Below are 18690 nucleotides of genomic sequence, written 5' to 3'. Positions count from 1 at the left end.
CTGGAGACACGACACCCATGCGCAAGAACCTCCTCCGGCCCCTCACGGCCGTGGCCGGCTGCCTCACTCTCGCCGCCGCCCTTTCCGCCTGCGGCGGTTCCTCGTCCGCCTCCGACGAGAAGGTCGTCACCGTCTACAGCGCCGACGGCCTCAAGGGCGAGAACAGCGACGGCTGGTACGACAAGGTCTTCGCGGACTTCGAGAAGAAGACCGGCATCAAGGTCGAGTACGTGGAAGGCGGCTCGGGCGAACTGGTGCAGCGCACTTTGCGCGAGAAGTCCCACACACAGGCCGACGTCCTCGTCACCCTTCCGCCTTTCATCCAGCAGGCCGGTGCCAAGGGGCTGCTGGCGGTGTACGAACCGGTCGGCTCCGACCAGGTCGACGCCGCCGACAAGGCGTCCGACGGCACCTGGACCTCGGTCGTGAACAACTACTTCGGCTTCGTCTACAACAAGAAGGAGCTGGCCGCCGCCCCCAGGAACTGGGAGGACCTGCTCGACGGCAAGTTCAAGGAGAGAATCCAGTACTCCACTCCGGGCGTCGCGGGGGACGGCACCGCCGTCCTCATCAAGGCGATGCACGACTTCGGCGGCAAGGAGCCGGCGATGGTCTACCTCAAGAAGCTCCAGGCCAACAACGTGGGGCCGTCAGCCTCCACCGGCAAGCTCGCGCCCAAGGTCGACAAGGGGGAACTCCTGGCCGCCAACGGTGACGTCCAGATGAACTTCGCCCAGTCCAAGAACATGCCCAACCTCGGCATCTGGTTCCCCGCCACGAGCGCAGGCGCACCGACCACTTTCGCCCTCCCGTACGCCGCCGGTCTGGTCGACAAGGCGCCCCACTCGGAGAACGGCAAGAAGCTCCTCGACTTCATGCTCTCCACGCAGGCTCAGCAGGACGTCAGCGCGGTCGGGGGCGGCTTCGCGGCTCGCAAGGACGTGACGGCCACCGATGCCAACGCTACCGAGCTGGCCGCCCTCATGGAGGGGGTGGAGGTCTTCGAGCCCGATTGGTCGGACATCGGCACCCACCTGGACAGCTACGTGGACGCGTGGAAGACGGCCACCGGAAGCTGACCGTCGCCGGAGGTTCACCGAGGCGTTTGCACCCCGGACGTTTCGTAGCGGAATGATAACGGGGCTGTACCTACACTCAACTCCGCTCCACCTCGACGCCATCGACCACGCGGGTCACACCTACGGTGCGGTCGTCAGCCAGTACTCACCGCCGCCCCCGGGCCTCCGGCGGCCGTTCTCGCCACCGCGTCAGGAAGCTCGTGCAGTGGGAGCCCCTGGATGTGGTGCACAAGGCCGCCACTCGCGTGCCGCGGCAGGGTCCCCGGTACGTGGACAGCGGCGAGGACAGCTCGGGCCGCCGTGACCAGCGCGGCCCCGAGCTGATGGACGTGGTTCCGGACCAGGCCGTGAGCGGCGCAGCGCGGCGCTGGTCCCGGCCGCCGCTCTGCCGCCGACGGTCCTGCTCGACGAGCTTCTCCGGCCTGTTCGGCGCACTCGACGACGGCGGCCGCAGCGACCGGCACGACGGAGAGGATCTTCGTGCACTCCGGGTCGAGCTGGGCGAGCTCACCGGCCAGGACATCGAGGGCGGCGGCCCGTCCACCGCGCCCCCGCTCCAGCGCGACGGGTCGGCGGCGTCGGCCAGCGTGCACGCTGCGACGACGGCGGCCTCCGCCAGTGCCTCGACCTTGCCCGGTTCGGTCCCGCCCAACGAGGTCTGGTCGCACAAGTCGTGTGCGCTGATCACATGATGGCGTCCGCGATCCGCTCCCTCGGCACGGAGCCCGCGGCTGCGCGGTCACCATCCGCAGGCCCTCGACCTCGGAGCCGACGTGATCGGCCGCCTGCCCGACGGGCGGAAGATCGTCATTCAGTGCAAGCGCTATGCGAAGCACCGCACGGTCGGTAGCCAAGACATTCAGACGTTCAACGGCACCGCCCGCGCCGAACACGGTGCCGACGTCCCCGTCTTCGTCGCCTCCTGCGTCTTCACGAAGCCGGCCCGCGGCCTTCAAGTTGGCGGAGGCTCGGTGGACCCCACCTGGTGGACACCTCGGTGCGCCGGATAACGATGGACTCCACCCAGTGGACGCCGCGATGGTGCGCCGCACCACCTGACGATGCCCGGCACTCTCGCGCGCGCCGGTGCGCCGCACCCGACGTTTTGCACCGCGCCGGTGCGCCCGCCGCCGGCGACCCCTTGTCCGGGCGTGGTCGGACGCGCGCGACCCCCTTGTCCCGCTCCGCACACCCCCTTTCCACCTCTGCTACCACGACGTTTTCCCTTGACATCGCCGGTTTTGGCTCGCGATCAGGTCGCGGTCAAAGGGGTGTGTGATAGAGGAGCCCGCCCGGCCGTGGCGCGCCCTCTCCAGGTGTTCAAGATCAAGGGCAAGCTTCACCATGCCGTTGCTCCCTATCCTGTTCCAGAGGTCAGGACGACCTGAACGACATTGTCGGGCCCGTCTGCGAAGGGGGGCGTGAGAGATCCCTGCCAAACGCGTACAGCGCCGCCGACACTCAGAACGCCCAAGCGGTCGCCAGTAAGGGCGAGCTGGGTAATCTCGGTGCCCAGATCGTTCCAGGTGGCGGAAAGTCCACCTTCCTTGACCAATGCTCTGCCGTCTGCCAACAGCACGCCGATACGCTTGCTAGCGAGAACGATTTGCGTAACGTCGCTGTGCTCGTTGGTCCAGTCAGTGGAGGAAGGGTCGCCTTGCTTGACCCATGCCGTTCCATCGACCGTCAGGACGCCGATACGGTCGCCAGTTAGAGCAAGTTGCTTGACCTTGTCGCGCTGGAGTATGAACTCGGCTTCAAGAGTGCCTTTCTTTACCCATGCGGTTCCATCAGACAGCACGACGCCGATACGGTCGCCAGCGAGAGCAACCTGCTTGACCTTGTCGCGCTGAGGCTTGAAGGCTGCATCGAGACCGCCTTCCTTGACCATTGTCGTGCCGTCGGTCGAGACGATGGCGATACGGTCGCCATCTAGAACGAGCTGCCTGACGCCGGTGGCCTCGTTGATCCAGTCGCCACTCTTCAGATCGTCGTCTGCCTTGACCCAGGCTGTGCCATCCGTGGTCAAGGCTCCGATGCGGTTGCCGGCGAGAGCCGTCTGCCTGACTGCGGTTCGCTGAGCGACATAATGTGCCTTCAGCATCCCCCCGTTTACGAGGAGGGTGCCGTCGGTCTTTACTACCCCGATCCTCGGGTAGTTTGACGTCACAAAATTATCGGACATGGCTCTGATCCCATCTTAAGTCCGTCGCTAATCGTTGCATAAGCTTCTGAGAGAGCCGAACCCTGGGTGGAGGTCGCATCTGATTGCGACAGTGATGTCTTGTGCCGGGCGAGTGCGGTCAAAAAATCCATTTCGGACCTGATAGTGGGAAGTGTCGTACAGGAGAGTCACGATGTGAGCCTGGCATGGTTTTGTCATCCCAGGCTCTCAGCTTCTCGAGTCAGCCGATGAAATGTGACGGTCACTGTCGCCCCGATGCTCGGGCAATGTTTTGCATGTCCTCAGCAGCGGACCCAATTCCAGGCTGCATGAACGGCATACCCTCTGCAACTCGGCAGACCCCAGGGGGGACCGTGTTGAGATAGTGCACCCGCACACCGGAAAATGGCATTCGCGTATACGCGGCAATGGGACTGTAAACGTTCGGTGTAACTCCCGATCATGGAAGATGCATCGATGACCAGCAACGACGTGACACAGGCCGAGACCGTCGAACTGTCCGAGGTGGTGCCGGCGAAGCCTGTAAACGACCGGCTGGTTGATGTCCTTGCGGCGGCAGGGCCGAAGGCGCTCACCGCGATCCGCACGGCACGAGCCGGAGTGCGCCAGTGTGTGAGGGAGTCGGCCGGTGCGCACGGTCCGGCCGCCGAGGGCGGCGTGATCGTGCACCTCCATGGTGTGCCGGTGCTCGCATACCCCGAGAAGCAGGACGCCACCGCGACCGGTAAGACTCTCGCAGCGCTCACCCCCGCGCCGAAGCGGGGCGGCTATCCTCCAGCCCACGGCCCTGGCCGTCTTGGTGCCGCCCCCGCCGTGCCGGAGACGCCGTCCGCCGGCTACGTCCACGACCAGGAGCAAGGCGAGCGGCGGCGCTGGAGGTCCCGTCGCGGCTGACGGCCGCCTGCCCGGGCTCGCGAGGACCGCTACAAATGACGCACCACCGTTGAACGGGCGATCAATCCTCTGAAGCAGTCCCAAGCAGGGGCGATGCCACCACGTTCGGCTTCGGCGGGCACCGTGCCGAGTGGCGGACCTCGGCGATCACGGGCCATATTTCACGGCCCTACGCGAACCCCGGCCCTACGATCACCTGGTACGACTGCTGGAGGGGTGGGCATGCTCGAGGACGTCGAGGACGGGGCAGCGGCAGCGATACGGCTCGCGGGAGGCGCGTCGCTTCAAAGCACGCTTGGTGTCGCCAACCCCGCTGGCTGGCTCGCGCTGGACGCAGTAGTGCGTGAGGCGGCCTGGCGCCGCCTGCAGTTCTTTTTGGGGTGGGAGCACCCCGCCCCACTGCCCGCCGACCTGACTCAGCTCGGTGAGTCTCGGCTCGCACTCGCCCTCTGCCACCGCGACGGGCGGATCCGTAAGGAGGCGGTGCGTCAGTCGGTCCGATACCCCGGTCTGCTGCCGTTGGTTGTGATTCGCTGCGCCGATTGGGTCGAACCGGTGCGCGAGCACGCCCGGCAGCTGCTGTGCGAGGCCCTGAACGTGGACTCTGCCCTCGACCTCGCGGCGCTCATCCTCCGCGTCGGCGGCCGCGACAGAGGTGCCTTCGGTGTCGAGGTGCTCGGCCGCATCCTGCGCCAGGCATCCCATGGGCAACTCGCTGTTCTCTTCGCTGACCCCGACCGCATCGTCCGGCGGTTCGCGTACCGGCTGGCCATCGAGGGCCGACTGCTTTGTTCCGCTGAGCTGGCCCGCGCGGCCGCCCGGGATCAGGACACTGTGGTCCAGGATCTGTGTGCCACAGCGGCGCTCACGGCTCTGGGGGATGAGGACGCCTACGAGGGTGTGCTGTCTCCACTGCTGTCCGCGCGCAGCCCGCGTACCCGTTCGGCCGGCGTCACCGCGCTGAGACGGGTGGGGCGGTCAGAGCATGCGGAGCCGTTTCTCAGCGACCGTTCCGCACTCGTGCGTGCATGTGCCCGGTATGTCGTACGACAGCAGGGAGGTGACCCGGCGGCCTGGTACCGAGAGCGGTGCACAGCACAGGGCGCCCCCGAGTTGCCGCCTGGTGCGGTCATCGGGCTGGCCGAGTGCGGGAACCGCGCGGACGCCGGACTGCTGCGGCCGCTGCTCGTGCACCCGTCGGCCGGGGTGCGGGCGCGAGCGGTGGCAGGGCTGCGGGCACTGGACTGTGTGAATGCGAAGCAGCTGTGGCCGCTCCTGGACGACCCTGCCGCCGGTGTTGTTCGCGAGACCGCCGCCGCCCTGCTGACCTCGGCCAAGGAACTGCCCGCCGAATGGCTGTTGGAACGCACCAGCTCCGAGCGGCCGCGGCACATCCGCGTCGGCGCATTCCGGCTGCTCGACGCGCGCGGCGGCATCGTGGCGCTACGGGCGGGGGTCGGTCTGCTCGAGGACCCGGACAACAAGCTGCGCACCTGGGCCGGACAATCAGTGCAGCGCTGGCATCCGTCACCGGACGAGCGGCACGGCGACGCGGAGGTGGGTGAACTGCTCGACCGGAGCCGACACCTCTTCAGCGACTACGTACTACGCCGACGTAAATGGGAAGCCGGCGTGGACAGCTGAGACCGCACCACGGTCCAGAGCTTCGCTCAGCACTCGCCGACGGCAGCCCCTTCTCGCCTTCAGCCGGAACTGGAGGTCGAGGAGGTCGGTGAGTTCGACTTCGAGGCCGTGGGCGCGGCGCCCATGGTCGCGGAAGTAGGTCTCGCCGAGTGCTTCGGCGGTGAGCTGGAGAGCAGCCGCAGTAGCCGGTACGGGCGCGGCCACCGTGGTGGGGACAGGCGCTTCGCTCGCGGGAAGGACTGGTGCGGCGGGCGCGCAGGGTGCTGCCGCGGCCGGTGCGGCAGGCAGCGTGCTGCCCTGGTCGGCGGCGGCTGCGGTGGCGGGGTAGAGCCGTGCGAGCTGCTTCAGCAGGTGTGCGTAGGGCTCTCGCTGACGGCGGCCGCGGCAACCTGCCGGAAGACCACTGCAACTCGGCGATGATGGACTCATGGCTGACACCGCCCTCATCAGCAGTCCGCGTCCGCGCCGGGAGCCCCGGGTGCTGCGCCCGCATCAGGTCAAGGGGCCTCCTTCAGCTGCGCGTGCCTTCTCGCGCCGTCAGGCGGCTGATGCGCTGCCGGATGGCAGCGAGCACATCCGACCGGCCCCCGGCGGCCCGGTGTCAGCCGAGGACTGTGCCCGTGGATGCGGCCGGGCGACGTCGGCGTGAGAACGCACCGAGGTCGATGGTCCGGCCGGTGTGTTCGCAGGTGTGCGTGAGCGCACTGCGGTCGTGGTCGTGCCCGCCTTCGACGCCGTGGATCAGGGTGGTCATGAGGCGGCCCACCAGCGGGGCGTTCTTGAACTGGTTGCCGCTGGTGCCGATGGCTACGTAGAAACCGGCAAGTTCGGTCCGGTCGTATACGGGCGTCCAGTCGTCGGTCACGTCGTACACGCCTGCCACCCCTTTGGGCTTGTTGGGAACGCGGAGACCGGGCAGTCGGCGAGCCGCCCGCGTCACCTGCGTCCTGAACTGCGACACGGTCGGAAGGGGGCTCCCGTCGTCCGGATCGTCGAGCCATTCCAGCGGGTCGCACTCGGGTTCCGTGCCGCCGACGAGAAGGAATTCCCTGCCCTCGGGCCGTATATATGTGCCGAGGTCCATATCGGCCAGCACCGGTGCCTGACGGCCGCCGCCGACATCGTGGTAGCCGGCGGGGGCCGCTACGTGGTGCACCTCCTGGCGAAGCGGCCGCAGACCGATGGTGAAGTCGCCGCCCACCTCGGCGAGCCGGTTCAGCTGTCCCGACCATGGGCCGGCCGCGTTGACGACCACCCCGGCGGACAGTTCGGTTCCGTCCTCGAGGCGCACCCCGCGCACGCGTCCCCCGCGCCGCGTCACCGCGGTGACCTCGGTCTTCCACCGGAAGGTGGCTCCGTGCCGCTGGGCGGCCGATGCAAGGTTGCGCGCGGCGAGTTGCGGGTCGTCGACAAAGCCTCCGTCGGGTGTGTGGAGAGCGCCGAGCCGAGCGGACGCGTCGGTGAAGAACTCGTCGTCATCCACGGGGCGGGGCGGGAAGTACCGGCCGGTGTCCACGGCGGGCAACCGCTCGGACAGCTCCTGTGCATCCCATTTCTCGTACGGGACACCGACCTTGTCGAAGTGGCGCGTGAACAGGCTGCAGGGTGCGAAGTCCACGTCCAGCAGGGTGACGCCGCAGCGGTTGAACGCTGCGAGGGGTTCACCGGCGGGTGCTTGGAGATGGTCGCGCCATGCTTCCCAGCAGTGACGGGACTCCCACGCAGCGTTGACGCCCGCGATCGTGGGATACGTGAAGCGGACCACGGCGCTCGAGGCGCTGGTGGAGCCGTGGCCTGCGCCGCCGAACTTGTCGACCACGACCACCCGCAGGCCACTCCGCGCCAGTTCGAGAGCGATGGAGGATCCGATGACCCCGGCCCCGACGACGACTACGTCTGTGTTCTCAGTCACGTTCCAACTCACCTTCTTCTTGCCGGACCAGACGGTTCCTGCGGCGGCGCGGCGGGTCGCCACTCCGCCGCTGTCCGCACCGTACGCAGGTAAGAGGCCATGTTCCGGCGACTGTTGTCGGCACTTTCCGTCGCCGTACCCCACCGTTGTCGCGCATGTGCGCCGATGCTCAGCTGTGAGGGCCGAAGGCCGCTCACCGTTTTGGACGTGATCGTGGAGCGGGTCGGCCCTCGCTCATACGCAAGATCAAGGTGACCGCGTCCTCCGAGCGGGTTCCGGGAGAGAGGACTTCCTGCAGGAGGAGGCCGCGAATCGCGGCGATGGTGACGGTGGCCACCTCCCGCGCGTCCTTCGCCTCGAGCCCTTCGCGTTCCGCGAGGGAGGACAGCATCACGGTCAGGTCGTCGATCGACTCCACGAACTCACGGAAGTCCTCGGGGGCGTACGCGGCCAGTCCGACGACGTAGAAGAAGCCGCGGACACGCGACAGCTGCTCCGGCCGGGTGTAAGCACGCCAGATCGCCCCGACGAAGTCGTCGAAGGTGCCCTGCTGGGCGGCCTCCAGGAGCGCCTCGTTGTCACGGGATCGCTGGGCCGTGAGCAGGGCGGCCAAGACGCCCGGAAGCGACCCGAAGTGGTAGCGCAACAGGGCGTGGCTGGTCTCGATCCGGGCGGCGATCTCACGGAGCGACATCTCCGGCGGGGGAAGGGCCTCGCCGAAGGCGTCGAGAAGCCGTGCCAGGAGCCGCTCGCGCGCGCTGCCCCTGCGTTCCGAGGTTGACAGGATCACTCCCGCAGTTTATCCATTGGAAAAGAAGATTCGCAACGGCGGAGGAGCGACGATGAGACCTGCTCATGTGGTCGGCGCGACGGTCATCGACGGATCAGGGCGCGACCCCGGCAAGCTTGGCGTCACGATCGAGAACGGCCGCATCACCCGCCTCGGTGCCTCCGGCGCGCACGGCGAGCGTCTCGACGTCGAGGGACTGACGATGACGCCCGGCCTGATCGACGCCCACGTCCACCTCGGCCTGTCGAGCCCGATCCAGCCGCACTTCTCGTTTGGGATCAGCGCCGCCGAGATCGCGGCGGACATCTTCGCCACGGCCGGCGCGACGCTCGACGCCGGCTTCACCACGGTTCGCGACACCGGCGGGATCGACGGCGGTGTCGTCACCGCGATCGCGAAGGGCAAGGTGAGAGGGCCTCGCGTGCTGTCGTGCGGACCTGTTCAGTGCCAGATCGGCGGGCACGGCTACTACGGAGCCGCATGGGAACCCACCGAGCTGTGGAGCAGCCATCACATCCCCGGCCTGTGCGCCCTGTCGATGATGGCGGGCAACGCGGACGAGCTGCGGCACAACGTCCGAGAAGCCTTCCGTCGCGGAGCCTCCTTCCTGAAGCTCTGCGTGACCGGCGGAGTGGTGGGTGGACACGATCGGCTGAGCGACACCCAGTTCACCGTCGAAGAGATCGCTGTCGCGGTTCAGGAAGCCGCGGCGCGGAACACCTATGTGACCGTCCACGCCCACAACAACGAGGGCATACGCAATGCGGTCGAGGCCGGGGTGCGCTGTGTCGAGCACGGCACCAGCCTCGACGAGTCCACAGCGGCTCTGATGGCCGCTCGCGAGGTTGCCCTCGTGCCCACGTTCGCCGTCGTCGAGCAACTGCTGCACGACACCGCCGGAGCCGGTCTCGCCGAGTCGATCCGCGACCGGGCCAAGGGCGTACGCGAGCAGATGACGAAGGCACTCGCTGTCGCCAAGCGTGCCGGAGTACGGATCGGGCTGGGGTCCGATCTCATCGGTCCGGCCCAGGACCGTCGTGGCAAGGAACTCAGCCTGCGCGCAGCCCTCGAGTCGCCGATGGAAGCGCTCGTGGCGGCGACCCGGACCAACGCCGAGATCCTCGGCCTGTCCGGCCAGGTGGGTGTCATCGCTCCCGGCGCGCAGGCAGACCTCGTTCTCTGGAGCGGCAATCCGCTGGAAGACCCGGAACTGTTCTCCGACCCCACCAACGCCGTCCTGGTCGTCCAGGCCGGCCAGATCGTGAAGGACCTCAGATGAGCACCATGTGGCAGGGCTGCCTCCCCCACACCGATTACTTCGAGATGCGCTCCGGCGGTGGGCACGACTACGGCGTCTGGGTCACCACGCCACCGCACTACGACCCTGCCGCGGCGCCGGCGCCTGTCGTGTACGTGCTCGACGGCAACTGGGCCGTGGGCATGACAGCCCCGCTCATCGTCACGCAACTGGACCCCATGCGAAAGATTCAGCCCTACGTCCAAGTCAGCGTGGGGTACGCAGGTGAGGAAGCGGAGCACTGGGAGCGGTTGCGCAACCGCGACCTCGTGCCGCCCGGTGAACCCATCGCGAAGGAGTTCGTCGATGCGGTGGAAATGGGGGTCGAAAGGGGGGTGACGACTCGCGAGCAAGCCGACGCCTACCTCGCCGAATTGAACGTCAGCCGCGGGGACATGTTCCTGAACTTCCTTACCGACGACCTGCACCCGCGGATCGAACGCGACTACGGCACAGCCCCGAGCGGTCACGGCCTCTTCGGCTACTCCTACGGCGGACTCTTCAGTCTCTACGCCTGGCTCACCAAGAGCACCTTCTTCGAGAGCATCGGCGCGGGCAGCCCCGGCATCGTCACCGCGGACAGTCAGGTCTTCGCTCGGCTCGAAGCCCTGGGTGACACCCTGCCCGACACCAAGCTGCACGTGACCTTCAACGAGCAGGAGATGCTCGGAGACCTGGCGGTCTACCAGAACCTCACGAAGAACACGGCCACGTTCCTTCACCACCTCACCTCACGCGGCGGATCCGTCACCAGCGCACTCATGCACGAGACGCACGTGACCGGGCTGCAGGCATCGTTCCTCAGCTACCTCAGGACCTGCCGTGCCCAGTGAGCCTGGATGCCGCAGTTCTCGTTCCGTCCCATGTGAGTCGACTTCTCCGGAGGTGTGCGGATGACCGAGCGTGACATCGTCAGGACGACGCCCCCTGCCGTGGGTATCACCGAAGCGCTCAGGCGACGGCTGCCCGCCGGCCGGGTGGTGACCGATCCGGACATCGTCGCCGGTCTCTCGCACGACCAGGCGGTGTGGGCGCCTGTTGGCCGAGCTGTGGCCGTCGTGCGCGCCAAGACCACCGACGAGGTCCAGACCGTGGTGCGTGCGTGCCTGGAGCAAGGAGTCCCATTGGTTTCACGCGGCGCCGGTACCGGATTGTCGGGAGGCGCCAATGCCGTCGAAGGAAGCGTGATCCTCGCGCTGGACGGCATGGATCGGGTGCTGGAGGTCGACGAACTGGAGCGCCTCGCCGTCGTACAGCCCGGTGTGGTCAACGACGACCTGCGCGCTCATGTAGCGGCGCTTGGCCTGTGGTATCCGCCTGACCCCGCTAGTTCGCCGTGGTCGACCATCGGCGGAAATGTCGCGACGAACGCTGGCGGAGTGTGCTGCGTCAAGTACGGCGTCACTCGCGACTATGTCCTGGCGTTGGAGGTCGTGACCGGCACGGGCGAGGTGGTCCGGCTCGGGCGCCGTACGTCGAAGGGGGTCGCTGGCTACGACCTTGTGGGCCTCATGGTGGGTGCCGAGGGCACTCTTGGGGTCGTCACCGAGATCACGGTCCGGCTGCGACGCCTGCCTCCGGTCGGCGTGACCGTCGTCGGCTACTTCGACAGCGTAGGGCAGGCCGGTGACGCGGTGCGTGCGACGGCGGCCGCCGGGCTGGAGCCGGCCGCGCTGGAACTCGTCGACCGGCACTGTCTGCGTGCGGTCGATGCCTGGAAGAACATGGGCCTTTCAGCCGAGGCGGACGTGGTCCTCCTGGCCCGTTTCGACGATGATGGCCGCGCCGCCGAGGAGGGCGCCCGCCGGCTGGTCGACTGCTTCCGCGGGGCCGGCTCGACTTGGGCTGACCGGTCGGAGACAGAGGAAGAGGCCGAGATGCTCTTCGCCGCCCGCCGGCTGGCCTTCCCGGCGCTCGAGCGGCTGGGGCCGGTCCTCACGGAGGACGTCTGTGTGCCCATCGGGGCGGTGGCGGAGATGCTGGCCCGCATCGACCGGACCGCGGAGAGGCACCGGATCACCATCGCCAACATCGCGCACGTCGGCGACGGCAACTTGCATCCGCTGCTTGTGACGGAACACGGTGACTCGGCGGCTCAGGTCCGGGCCCGTGCGGCGTTCGACGACATCATCGCGGACGCCCTTGAATTGGGTGGCACGGTGACTGGTGAGCACGGTGTGGGACTGCTCAAGCGGCCCGGTCTCACCCATGAACTCGGCCCGGCCGTCCTGGAGATGCATCGCGCGGTGAAGCGCGCTCTCGACCCGGCCGGGATTCTCAATCCCGGCAAAGTCTTCGGGCCTGCATGATTCCTTGGCCAAGTACGGGCTCCAGCTCCAGGGCAGATCGCATGAGGCGTGTCTGCGGTTGCAGAGCCAGCACCTCCGGATCGCTGCGCGTGCTCGCCCCTGACCTGGGTGAAGGCGACCGACCGGGTCAGGCCGCGCATCCGCAGCGGGACGACGAGCCGACCGCCCTGCTCGAGCTGGGTGGTCCAGGCCGGGGAGATGTCCCAGGCCCGGCCGTCACCATCACGATGTCGACCTCGCCGAGGTCCGGGGTGGGCTCGGCGGCATCGGCCGGGGCCGAGCTCGCGGCTCCTTCGCAGGTCGCAGACGCGGTCGTCCGCCACGGCCGCGGTCCGGTGCGGCGTCGTACGAGGGCGGCTCGACCGGTCAAGCAGGCCCGCGTCGCCCTCGGCCCGCCACCGGCGGATCCGTCAGCAACGCTCTCGATCCATGCAGCCAGCGCGTGGGGTGCTGCTGCTCAGCGCTCGTCTCGTACCTGGTCAGGACCACGCCGCCGGGAAACGTCCGCGTCTCCACCAGGTTCAGGACCAACCAGTTGTCCAGCGCGGTGAAAAACGGCGTGCCGCCGCCCACCAGGACCGGATAGGTGGCGATCGCGTACTCGTCGATCAGCCCGGCACGCATGGCCGCCCCGGCGAGCGTTGCGCCGCCGATGTTCATCGGGCCGCCGTTCTCGGCCGTGAGGCGGGTGGTCTCGGCGATCGCGTCGCCGGTGACCAGGCGGGTGTTCCAGTCGACCTTGTCGATCGTCGAGGAGAACACCACCTTCGGCGTCTCCCGCCAGTTCCGCGCGAACTCGATCTCCGCCGGGGTGGCGTCGGGCTGCTGGTCGCCGGTCGGCCAGTAGGAGCTCATCGTCTCCCAGAGCTTGCGCCCGTACAGTGACAGGGCCACTCGCCTGCTCGTGGTCGAGCCACCACTGGAACAGCTCGTCGCTCGGCGGTCCGCTCCAGCCGATGTCATCGCCGGCCGCGGTGATGTAGCCGTCCAGGGTCAGGTTCATGCCGTAGATCAGTTTCCGCATGGTCCAGCCTTCCGTCCGTGGGTGTCCGGCGTCCATGGGGACTCTCCGACAACGCGGCGAGGTGTCGTAGCTGCGTCGTGCGCCCGCCGGGAAACGCGGGACAGCCCTCAGGCACAGGTCTCCGGCCGCCTTCTGGCAACGGGGATCCGCGTGGACATCAGGCGCCCCATCGCCGGCGCCTGATCGAGCCCCAGTCGGACGTCTGTTCCCCCTTACCCCGCATCAGCCGACCTGTATGCAGTGCGTCCACTGGGCCCTCGGCGACGCCGGACCAGCCCTCGAAGCAGGCCGGAGTCTGCAAGCGGGACAGTTCAAGACGGTCAGCACGGTCTTGGCTCGGGTGCCGTTGCGGCTGTTGCCGCCGTTCTTCCCGGCGGGATCATGCTTGTCATAGCCCAGGTGGTCAGTGATCTCGCCCTCGAGAGCGGACTCCAGGAGCCGCTTGGTCAGCTGCTGGAGCAGCCAAGGCGTCATCGGGTGGCCACCCGGGCACGGCGCGAACGAGTAGGGCCTGCCTGGCGCTAACCGAGGTGGATGGGTGGCGCCCGCCCCCCCAGCGGCCGGAAGAGAAGGGGCCGGTCGTTGCATCAGGCACGGCATGCAGCACGTGGCGGTGGGGCGGGATTCAGCCTCTGGGCTCAGGGGTGTGCGCCGGGCAGCGCCCAATCGGCGTCCGCCGTAGGGGTCTGGTCGTCGGATGCCGCAGGAGTGTCGGGGTCGCAAGGTGCTAATAACTGCCAGGAGTGCAGATCCCGGGATCGTTCGATGAGGATCGCCGGAACGTAACGGGCGATTATCGGCGGCCTCTGCACCCGGCGTGCCGTGTCACCGCTGTCCTCGCCTGCGAGGGGGCACACCCCGATCAGCACCGACCTACCGACTGCCTCCCTTCAGAAGAACCGCACCCAACCGTGTTGGGCTTCAGCTCCCTTGGAGGGAAGAGCTGCTCTGGGTCGATGCCGCGTTCCGTGCACGGGCGTTGAGAGGCCCGTCCGACGCAACGGCCGGTAGTAGATCTCTGTGGCGTCGCAGCTGGTGAGGCCCCGGCTGTCACGGCTCACTCATCCGCATGCTCGGTCACATCCGACACCTGCCGTGCTGCCGCGCCAGGCCCCGAGGGCGTCAGCCCTCCCGCGCCATGGCGGCCATCAACGCGTCCAGCAGACCCGGTGCCGCTTCCTGGAGGGTGGTGCGGCGGAGGCGGTGTCCGCGGGAAGGGCCGACCATGACCGGATGCAGGACGCCTGCCTCGACCAGAACCTTGAAGTGGTGGGTCGCGGTTGATTTGTTCAGGCCCTCGTAGAGGTCCGAGCAGGGGGCTTCGGCAGCGGGGCGTGTCGCCAGGCGGCGGACCATTTCCAGGCGTACGGGGTCCGCGAGTGCACGCAGCAGTTTCTGAACGGGGGCGGCGGGCGGCAACTGGTCGGGCGGGGTCTCCCAGGACGGCATCAGACAACTCCACAAGTTTGACGTACGTCGTACTTCTCCTTACCGTTCCCGAAGTACGATCCACATCATACTTGCAGGAGTCCTCGTGAAGGCACTCTCCCCGGGCCGTCGCTCCCAGTCATGGAGCTACGCGGCCCTCCTCGCCCTGCTCATGCTCGGGCAGGCGACCTCCGCCATCCCCTCGCCGCTCTACTCCCTGTACGCCGAGAAGTGGGATTACCCGCCCTTTCTGACTACCGTCATCTTCGCCGCGTACGGGGCCGTGGCCGTCGTCGCGATCCTCGTCTCCGGGCCCCTGTCCGACCGGTACGGCCGTCGGCCCGTACTCATCGTCGCCGTGCTGCTGCTGCTTGCCGGGCTGGTCGTCTTCATCTTCGCCGCGGGACCCGGCTATCTCGTCGTGGCGCGGATGTTCAACGGCCTGGGGATCGGCGCGGTCGTCGTGGTCGGCGGAGCCGCCCTGCTGGACGTGAGCCCGGAGCGGGCGGCGCGGAGCGGGACACTCACCGCCATCGCGTTCAACGTCGGCATCGCCGTCGCCGCGCTCGGCACCGCCGGCCTCGCCCAGACCGACTTCCACCCCCTGCTCCTGCCCTATCTCGCCGACGCGCTCATCGCCCTCGTCCTGCTCGTCCTCCTCCTGGTGATGCGTGAACCGCACCCCTCGGCCGGTGCCACGCCCCTCGGGATCCCGCGCCCGCAGGTGCCCAGGGAGATCCGCGGGCGCTTCGTCTTCGCCGTGATCGGTGCCGGTGCCGCCTGGGCCGTGCTCGGGGTCTGCTTCTCGCTGGAGCCATCGATCGCCGCCCACGCCGCGCACGTCGACGGGCCGTTCTTCGGCGGCGTCGTCATCGCGGCAGTGACTCTCTCCGCCGCGATCGCCCAGGTAGCCAGTGCCCGCTACCCGGCCCGCACGGTCGCGCTCGTCGGTGACACGGCACTCGCCGTGCTCATGCTGGCCGGAGTAGGCGGCTTCGCGACCGGCAACGCCGTCATCATCATCGTTACCGTCGCACTCCAGGGCGGCGCCTACGGACTCGCCTTCGGCGGCTCCCTGCGCCACCTGACCGCCCACATCCCCGCCGAGCGGCGCGGAGCCGTCATGTCGATGTTCTACCTGCTCGCGTACGGTGCGCTCATCACGCCCACGCTCCTCGTGGGTATCGGCGCGACCGTCTGGGGCGACACCGCGATCTTCCCCGTATTCTCCGTGCTCGCGACCCTTCTCTGCCTCTCCGCCGTGGTTGTCGAGCGCGTGCTGGGGCGGCGAGGTGGTATATGAAGGTTTAGGTGTTTTTAGGCCCTTTGGTCTAGTGGTTTTTGGTTGGTCTGTCTGGCCTATACCCGTCCGGCGGTAAGGCGGCCGTCGAAGAGCTGGTCGAACTCGTTCAGCGCTGCCTTCCACTTGTTGTTCCAGCGCTTGCGTCCGCGGCCGGAGGGGTCGAGGGTGAGGGCCAGGTAGCTGCTCCCCGCACCCGCAGTCCCAGGGCGGTAAGGACGGCCAGGCGAGTCTTTCCCTGCTCCCCGCGCCCGCGGGGATGGTCCCGCCTGGACAGGGACGACCTTGAGGCGTCCATTCCGTCCGGGCCGCCGCCGGTCAGGAGATGGCCCATCACGATTTCCATCGGCAGGCCGTGGCCGAACCGCTTGAAGTTGGGCATCTCGCCGATGGTGGGGTACGCAGACGGCCCTGGTGCCGCCCCACGGGGGGAGGGCGGCACCAGGGCCGATCTACGGATAACCGTAGCGCTGAAGTGCTGGTCAGGGGCGGTGAAGCGGCAAGCCGGGCTGTGAAGGCCGAGGCCAAGGATTCGTCGAAGGCCCGGCTGTAGCGCGGACTACCGGGAGCCCGCCACGGGCCGCTGCTTGTAGAAGGACTCCTCCAGGTAGGCGGCCTCGTGCGGCTGGTAGGGCTCCTCCAGGTAGGCGGCCTCGTCGTCGTCGAGTTCGACGTCCACTGCGGCGACCGCGTCGGCCAGCTGGGCTGGCTTGGTGACCCCGACGATGGGCGAGGTCACTGCCGGGTTGCGCATGACCCAGGCCAGGGCGACCTGGGCTGGGGACAGACCCCGCTTATCCGCGATCTCGTGGACGCGCTCGGCCACTGCCTGGTCCCCGTCGCGGTAGAGGATCTTGCCGCCCGGGTCTGTTGCGGCACGCGCCGTGGCAGCGTCCCGGACCCGCGTCAGCCTGCCCCGCGCCAGCGGGCTCCACGGGATCACGCCGATGCCCTGGTCGGCGCAGAGCGGAAGCATCTCCCGCTCTGCTTCCCGGTGGATGAGGTTGTAGTGGTCCTGCATCGACACGAACCGGGTCCAGCCGTTCAGGTCAGCCAGGTACAGGGCCTTGGCGAACTGCCAGGCGTACATGGAAGAGGCGCCGATGTAGCGGACCTTCCCGGACTTAACCGCGTCGTGCAGCGCCTCGAGGGTCTCTTCGATCGGGGTGTCGTAGTCCCAGCGGTGGATCTGGTACAGGTCGATGTAGTCGGTCCCCAGTCGCTTCAGGGAAGCGTCGAGCTCGGTGAAGATCGCCTTGCGGGACAGCCCGGCGCCGTTCGGACCAGGGCGCATCCGCATCCAGACCTTGGTGGACAGAACGACCTCCTCGCGCCGGGTGAAGTCCTTGACCGCCTGGCCGACGATCTCCTCGCTGCTTCCGGCGCTGTACCCGTTGGCCGTGTCGAGGAAGTTGACACCGCTCTCAAGGGCCTGCTTGATGATGTCCCGGCTGGCGTCCGCGCCCAGCGACCAGGGCTCGCCGCCCCGGTCCGGCTCGCCGAAGCTCATGCAGCCGAGGGTGATGGCGGAAACTTCCAGTCCGGTCGTCCCGAGTTTGATGTATCGCATGCTTCACGAACCTAGGAGTTGGAGTGCGCTCTAGCGCAAATACGTCTCGGTCCGGGATGGCCCTGCTCGTCGACGTCCGAGCCCTTCCTGGCCTCGTCGTTCCCCCCTCCGGAGCGGTTCTGTATGCCCCTGACACGACTCTGCGCCTGGCGCTCGGCGAGCTGCTCCACTACCCGGGCGTCGTGCGCCCTGAGCGCCTCCAGCAGCTTCGCCGACCCGCCGAACGCCCGGGAGGTGAGCATGCTGTCGGTCGTCTCGCCGGGGCCGAGCAGGACCGGCACCACAAGCGAGGCGACCTTGCCTTCACCGGGGTGAATACGCAGCGCGCGGCCCACGGCCTGGACGAGGTCGGGCATGGAGCCGCGGACGTCGGCGAAGTACACGGAGTCACAGCGGGAGGTATCGATGCCTTCACATAGCACCCGGACGGACCCGAGGAACATCTTCTCCACGACGGTGCCGTCAGCAGCGACTCCCCGGGAGAACTCATCCAGGACCCGCCGCCGGTGGTGGCACAGCCAGTTGGCCCACACCGCGCGCGGGTACAGCCCGGGATCCGCGGCGTGTCGCCGGCCGGCGACGTGGGGAAGGCCGGCCGGGAACGTCTCGGCCTCCTTCACCTGGTGGTGAAAGACCAGCGTCCGCCGAAAATTCTCCTCGGCCGAGGCCTTCACCAGCGCCGTCTGCAGAGCGGCGAGACGCGCCCCCCGCGCCTCGTCCGAGCGGCCTTCCACGCCCAGCAGCTGCGCCGCCTGGAGCTGGGTGTCGGTGATGTCCCGGCACACTACCTGGTAGGGCGCGCAGATGCCGCGGTCGATCGCCTCGGACAGCGGCTGCCGAAGGGGGAGTCGGGGGAGTCCTTCATGCTCGCGACCAGCTCACCCGGTGCGCCCGGTGCGGTCTCGGTGTCCTCGTCTGGTTGCCACAGCCTTGGGGTGGCGGTCATGTAGAGCCGGCGCAGTGCGGGGATGCGGGTGTTGTCGTGGACGACCGCCCACGGCCTGCCGATCCGGCCCGAAACCCGGTGCGCTTCGTCCACGACGATCAGGCCCCAGCCCGGAACGCCGGCCTGGTGGGCGCGCTCGAGCGTGCGGAGTCCGAGGGAGGCGTACGTGGCGAACACGGTAACCTTGTCGAACGGCCGCACCCAGGCGACGAGCTCGCCCTGGCCTGGTGGCGTACTGGTGGGGCGTGCTGATTCCGCACTCTGCCGTGCTGTCGTCGTAAGCTCTTGAGGACTGCGCAAGTCGAGGGAAGT

General features: G+C 68.2%; 16 protein-coding genes and 5 pseudogenes. 9 read left to right on the top strand and 12 right to left on the bottom strand.

What is annotated here, in order from left to right; genetic code table 11:
* The first annotated feature begins 17 nt into the window (after nucleotides 1-17).
* The 3 genes and pseudogenes from ACH4VO_RS28985 to ACH4VO_RS28975 form a co-directional block, all read left to right on the top strand.
* Nucleotides 18-1079, top strand: a complete 1062-nt coding sequence (locus tag ACH4VO_RS28985; protein WP_360994735.1) for a 2-aminoethylphosphonate ABC transporter substrate-binding protein — start codon at nucleotides 18-20, stop codon at nucleotides 1077-1079.
* A 200-nt stretch (nucleotides 1080-1279) separates the two neighbouring features.
* Complete coding sequence (locus ACH4VO_RS28980) at nucleotides 1280-1771, top strand: hypothetical protein (RefSeq protein WP_360994732.1); 492 nt, start codon at nucleotides 1280-1282, stop codon at nucleotides 1769-1771.
* Nucleotides 1772-1837: 66 nt separating this feature from the next.
* Nucleotides 1838-2026, top strand: a pseudogene (locus ACH4VO_RS28975) (restriction endonuclease); the annotation flags it as partial.
* A 410-nt stretch (nucleotides 2027-2436) separates the two neighbouring features.
* Here the strand turns inward: ACH4VO_RS28975 and ACH4VO_RS28970 are convergent.
* Complete coding sequence (locus ACH4VO_RS28970; RefSeq protein WP_398441663.1) at nucleotides 2437-3249, bottom strand: peptidase S1; 813 nt, start codon at nucleotides 3247-3249, stop codon at nucleotides 2437-2439.
* Between the two features lie 471 nt (nucleotides 3250-3720).
* Between ACH4VO_RS28970 and ACH4VO_RS28965 the strand changes: the two genes are divergently transcribed.
* Together ACH4VO_RS28965 and ACH4VO_RS28960 are read left to right on the top strand one after the other, a co-directional pair.
* The gene (locus tag ACH4VO_RS28965; protein WP_360994727.1) at nucleotides 3721-4158 is read left to right on the top strand and encodes a hypothetical protein; all 438 of its coding nucleotides are present in this window, start codon (nucleotides 3721-3723) and stop codon (nucleotides 4156-4158) included.
* A gap of 222 nt (nucleotides 4159-4380) precedes the next feature.
* The gene (locus tag ACH4VO_RS28960) at nucleotides 4381-5802 is read left to right on the top strand and encodes a hypothetical protein (RefSeq protein WP_360994724.1); all 1422 of its coding nucleotides are present in this window, start codon (nucleotides 4381-4383) and stop codon (nucleotides 5800-5802) included.
* Here ACH4VO_RS28960 and ACH4VO_RS28955 read toward each other — a convergent pair.
* The 3 genes from ACH4VO_RS28955 to ACH4VO_RS28945 form a co-directional block, all read right to left on the bottom strand.
* Nucleotides 5764-6231 (bottom strand): hypothetical protein, encoded by a 468-nt coding sequence (locus ACH4VO_RS28955; protein WP_360994722.1) that lies wholly within the window; start codon nucleotides 6229-6231, stop codon nucleotides 5764-5766. The two genes, ACH4VO_RS28960 and ACH4VO_RS28955, sit on opposite strands and share 39 nt — an antisense overlap.
* A gap of 172 nt (nucleotides 6232-6403) precedes the next feature.
* Nucleotides 6404-7714 carry an FAD-dependent oxidoreductase gene (locus ACH4VO_RS28950; protein WP_360994719.1) on the bottom strand — a complete coding sequence of 437 codons (1311 nt, stop codon included), beginning with the start codon at nucleotides 7712-7714 and terminating at the stop codon, nucleotides 6404-6406.
* A 193-nt stretch (nucleotides 7715-7907) separates the two neighbouring features.
* Nucleotides 7908-8504, bottom strand: coding sequence for a TetR/AcrR family transcriptional regulator (locus ACH4VO_RS28945; RefSeq protein ID WP_360994716.1), 597 nt, complete (start codon nucleotides 8502-8504; stop codon nucleotides 7908-7910).
* 52 nt (nucleotides 8505-8556) lie between these two features.
* Here ACH4VO_RS28945 and ACH4VO_RS28940 point away from each other — a divergent pair, with 52 nt between their 5' ends.
* The 3 genes from ACH4VO_RS28940 to ACH4VO_RS28930 are packed head-to-tail and all read left to right on the top strand — an operon-like array spanning nucleotide 8557 to nucleotide 12110.
* Nucleotides 8557-9783, top strand: coding sequence for an amidohydrolase family protein (locus tag ACH4VO_RS28940; protein WP_360994713.1), 1227 nt, complete (start codon nucleotides 8557-8559; stop codon nucleotides 9781-9783).
* Nucleotides 9780-10634 carry an alpha/beta hydrolase-fold protein gene (locus tag ACH4VO_RS28935; protein ID WP_360994710.1) on the top strand — a complete coding sequence of 285 codons (855 nt, stop codon included), beginning with the start codon at nucleotides 9780-9782 and terminating at the stop codon, nucleotides 10632-10634. Before ACH4VO_RS28940 ends, ACH4VO_RS28935 begins: the two co-directional genes overlap by 4 nt.
* Nucleotides 10635-10694: 60 nt before the next feature.
* Nucleotides 10695-12110 carry an FAD-linked oxidase C-terminal domain-containing protein gene (locus ACH4VO_RS28930; RefSeq protein ID WP_360994707.1) on the top strand — a complete coding sequence of 472 codons (1416 nt, stop codon included), beginning with the start codon at nucleotides 10695-10697 and terminating at the stop codon, nucleotides 12108-12110.
* Nucleotides 12111-12199: 89 nt separating this feature from the next.
* Here ACH4VO_RS28930 and ACH4VO_RS28925 read toward each other — a convergent pair.
* The 5 genes and pseudogenes from ACH4VO_RS28925 to ACH4VO_RS28905 all read right to left on the bottom strand — a co-directional run.
* Nucleotides 12200-12381, bottom strand: a pseudogene (locus ACH4VO_RS28925) (methyltransferase, FxLD system); the annotation flags it as partial.
* Nucleotides 12377-12517 (bottom strand): annotated as a pseudogene (locus ACH4VO_RS28920) (leucine zipper domain-containing protein); the annotation flags it as partial. The pseudogenes ACH4VO_RS28925 and ACH4VO_RS28920, both read right to left, overlap by 5 nt.
* A gap of 58 nt (nucleotides 12518-12575) precedes the next feature.
* A pseudogene (locus tag ACH4VO_RS28915) lies at nucleotides 12576-13134 on the bottom strand (dihydrofolate reductase family protein); the annotation flags it as partial.
* Nucleotides 13135-13389: 255 nt separating this feature from the next.
* A pseudogene (locus ACH4VO_RS28910) lies at nucleotides 13390-13596 on the bottom strand (transposase); the annotation flags it as partial.
* Between the two features lie 660 nt (nucleotides 13597-14256).
* Complete coding sequence (locus ACH4VO_RS28905; RefSeq protein WP_360994704.1) at nucleotides 14257-14583, bottom strand: helix-turn-helix domain-containing protein; 327 nt, start codon at nucleotides 14581-14583, stop codon at nucleotides 14257-14259.
* An 85-nt stretch (nucleotides 14584-14668) separates the two neighbouring features.
* Here ACH4VO_RS28905 and ACH4VO_RS28900 point away from each other — a divergent pair, with 85 nt between their 5' ends.
* Nucleotides 14669-15865, top strand: coding sequence for an MFS transporter (locus ACH4VO_RS28900; protein WP_360994702.1), 1197 nt, complete (start codon nucleotides 14669-14671; stop codon nucleotides 15863-15865).
* 556 nt (nucleotides 15866-16421) lie between these two features.
* On the opposite strand, the gene ACH4VO_RS28895 is transcribed toward ACH4VO_RS28900, so the two are convergent.
* The 3 genes from ACH4VO_RS28895 to ACH4VO_RS28885 all read right to left on the bottom strand — a co-directional run.
* Nucleotides 16422-17432 (bottom strand): aldo/keto reductase, encoded by a 1011-nt coding sequence (locus tag ACH4VO_RS28895; protein ID WP_360994699.1) that lies wholly within the window; start codon nucleotides 17430-17432, stop codon nucleotides 16422-16424.
* 11 nt (nucleotides 17433-17443) lie between these two features.
* Nucleotides 17444-18217: a helicase-related protein gene (locus tag ACH4VO_RS28890; RefSeq protein ID WP_398441657.1), complete on the bottom strand. Its 774-nt coding sequence runs from the start codon at nucleotides 18215-18217 to the stop codon at nucleotides 17444-17446.
* A partial coding sequence (locus tag ACH4VO_RS28885) for a DEAD/DEAH box helicase family protein (protein WP_398441655.1) occupies nucleotides 18217-18690 on the bottom strand: 474 nt, incomplete at its 5' end. The genes ACH4VO_RS28885 and ACH4VO_RS28890, both read right to left, overlap by 1 nt.

Source organism: Streptomyces sp. NPDC020780, assembly GCF_044334475.1.
GTDB lineage: Bacteria > Actinomycetota > Actinomycetes > Streptomycetales > Streptomycetaceae > Streptomyces.
Note: the sequence above shows the minus strand (reverse complement) of the source record. Positions and strands in the feature narration are given on the sequence as shown.

Bases quoted from the DNA above. Each gene is read 5' to 3' on its own strand.
- ACH4VO_RS28985 (WP_360994735.1), top strand. From the start codon at position 18: ATGCGCAAGAACCTCCTCCGGCCCCTCACGGCCGTGGCCGGCTGCCTC.
- ACH4VO_RS28965 (WP_360994727.1), top strand. From the start codon at position 3,721: ATGACCAGCAACGACGTGACACAGGCCGAGACCGTCGAACTGTCCGAG.
- ACH4VO_RS28960 (WP_360994724.1), top strand. From the start codon at position 4,381: ATGCTCGAGGACGTCGAGGACGGGGCAGCGGCAGCGATACGGCTCGCG.
- ACH4VO_RS28955 (WP_360994722.1), bottom strand. From the start codon at position 6,231: ATGAGTCCATCATCGCCGAGTTGCAGTGGTCTTCCGGCAGGTTGCCGC.
- ACH4VO_RS28940 (WP_360994713.1), top strand. From the start codon at position 8,557: ATGAGACCTGCTCATGTGGTCGGCGCGACGGTCATCGACGGATCAGGG.
- ACH4VO_RS28935 (WP_360994710.1), top strand. From the start codon at position 9,780: ATGAGCACCATGTGGCAGGGCTGCCTCCCCCACACCGATTACTTCGAG.
- ACH4VO_RS28930 (WP_360994707.1), top strand. From the start codon at position 10,695: ATGACCGAGCGTGACATCGTCAGGACGACGCCCCCTGCCGTGGGTATC.
- ACH4VO_RS28905 (WP_360994704.1), bottom strand. From the start codon at position 14,583: ATGCCGTCCTGGGAGACCCCGCCCGACCAGTTGCCGCCCGCCGCCCCC.
- ACH4VO_RS28895 (WP_360994699.1), bottom strand. From the start codon at position 17,432: ATGCGATACATCAAACTCGGGACGACCGGACTGGAAGTTTCCGCCATC.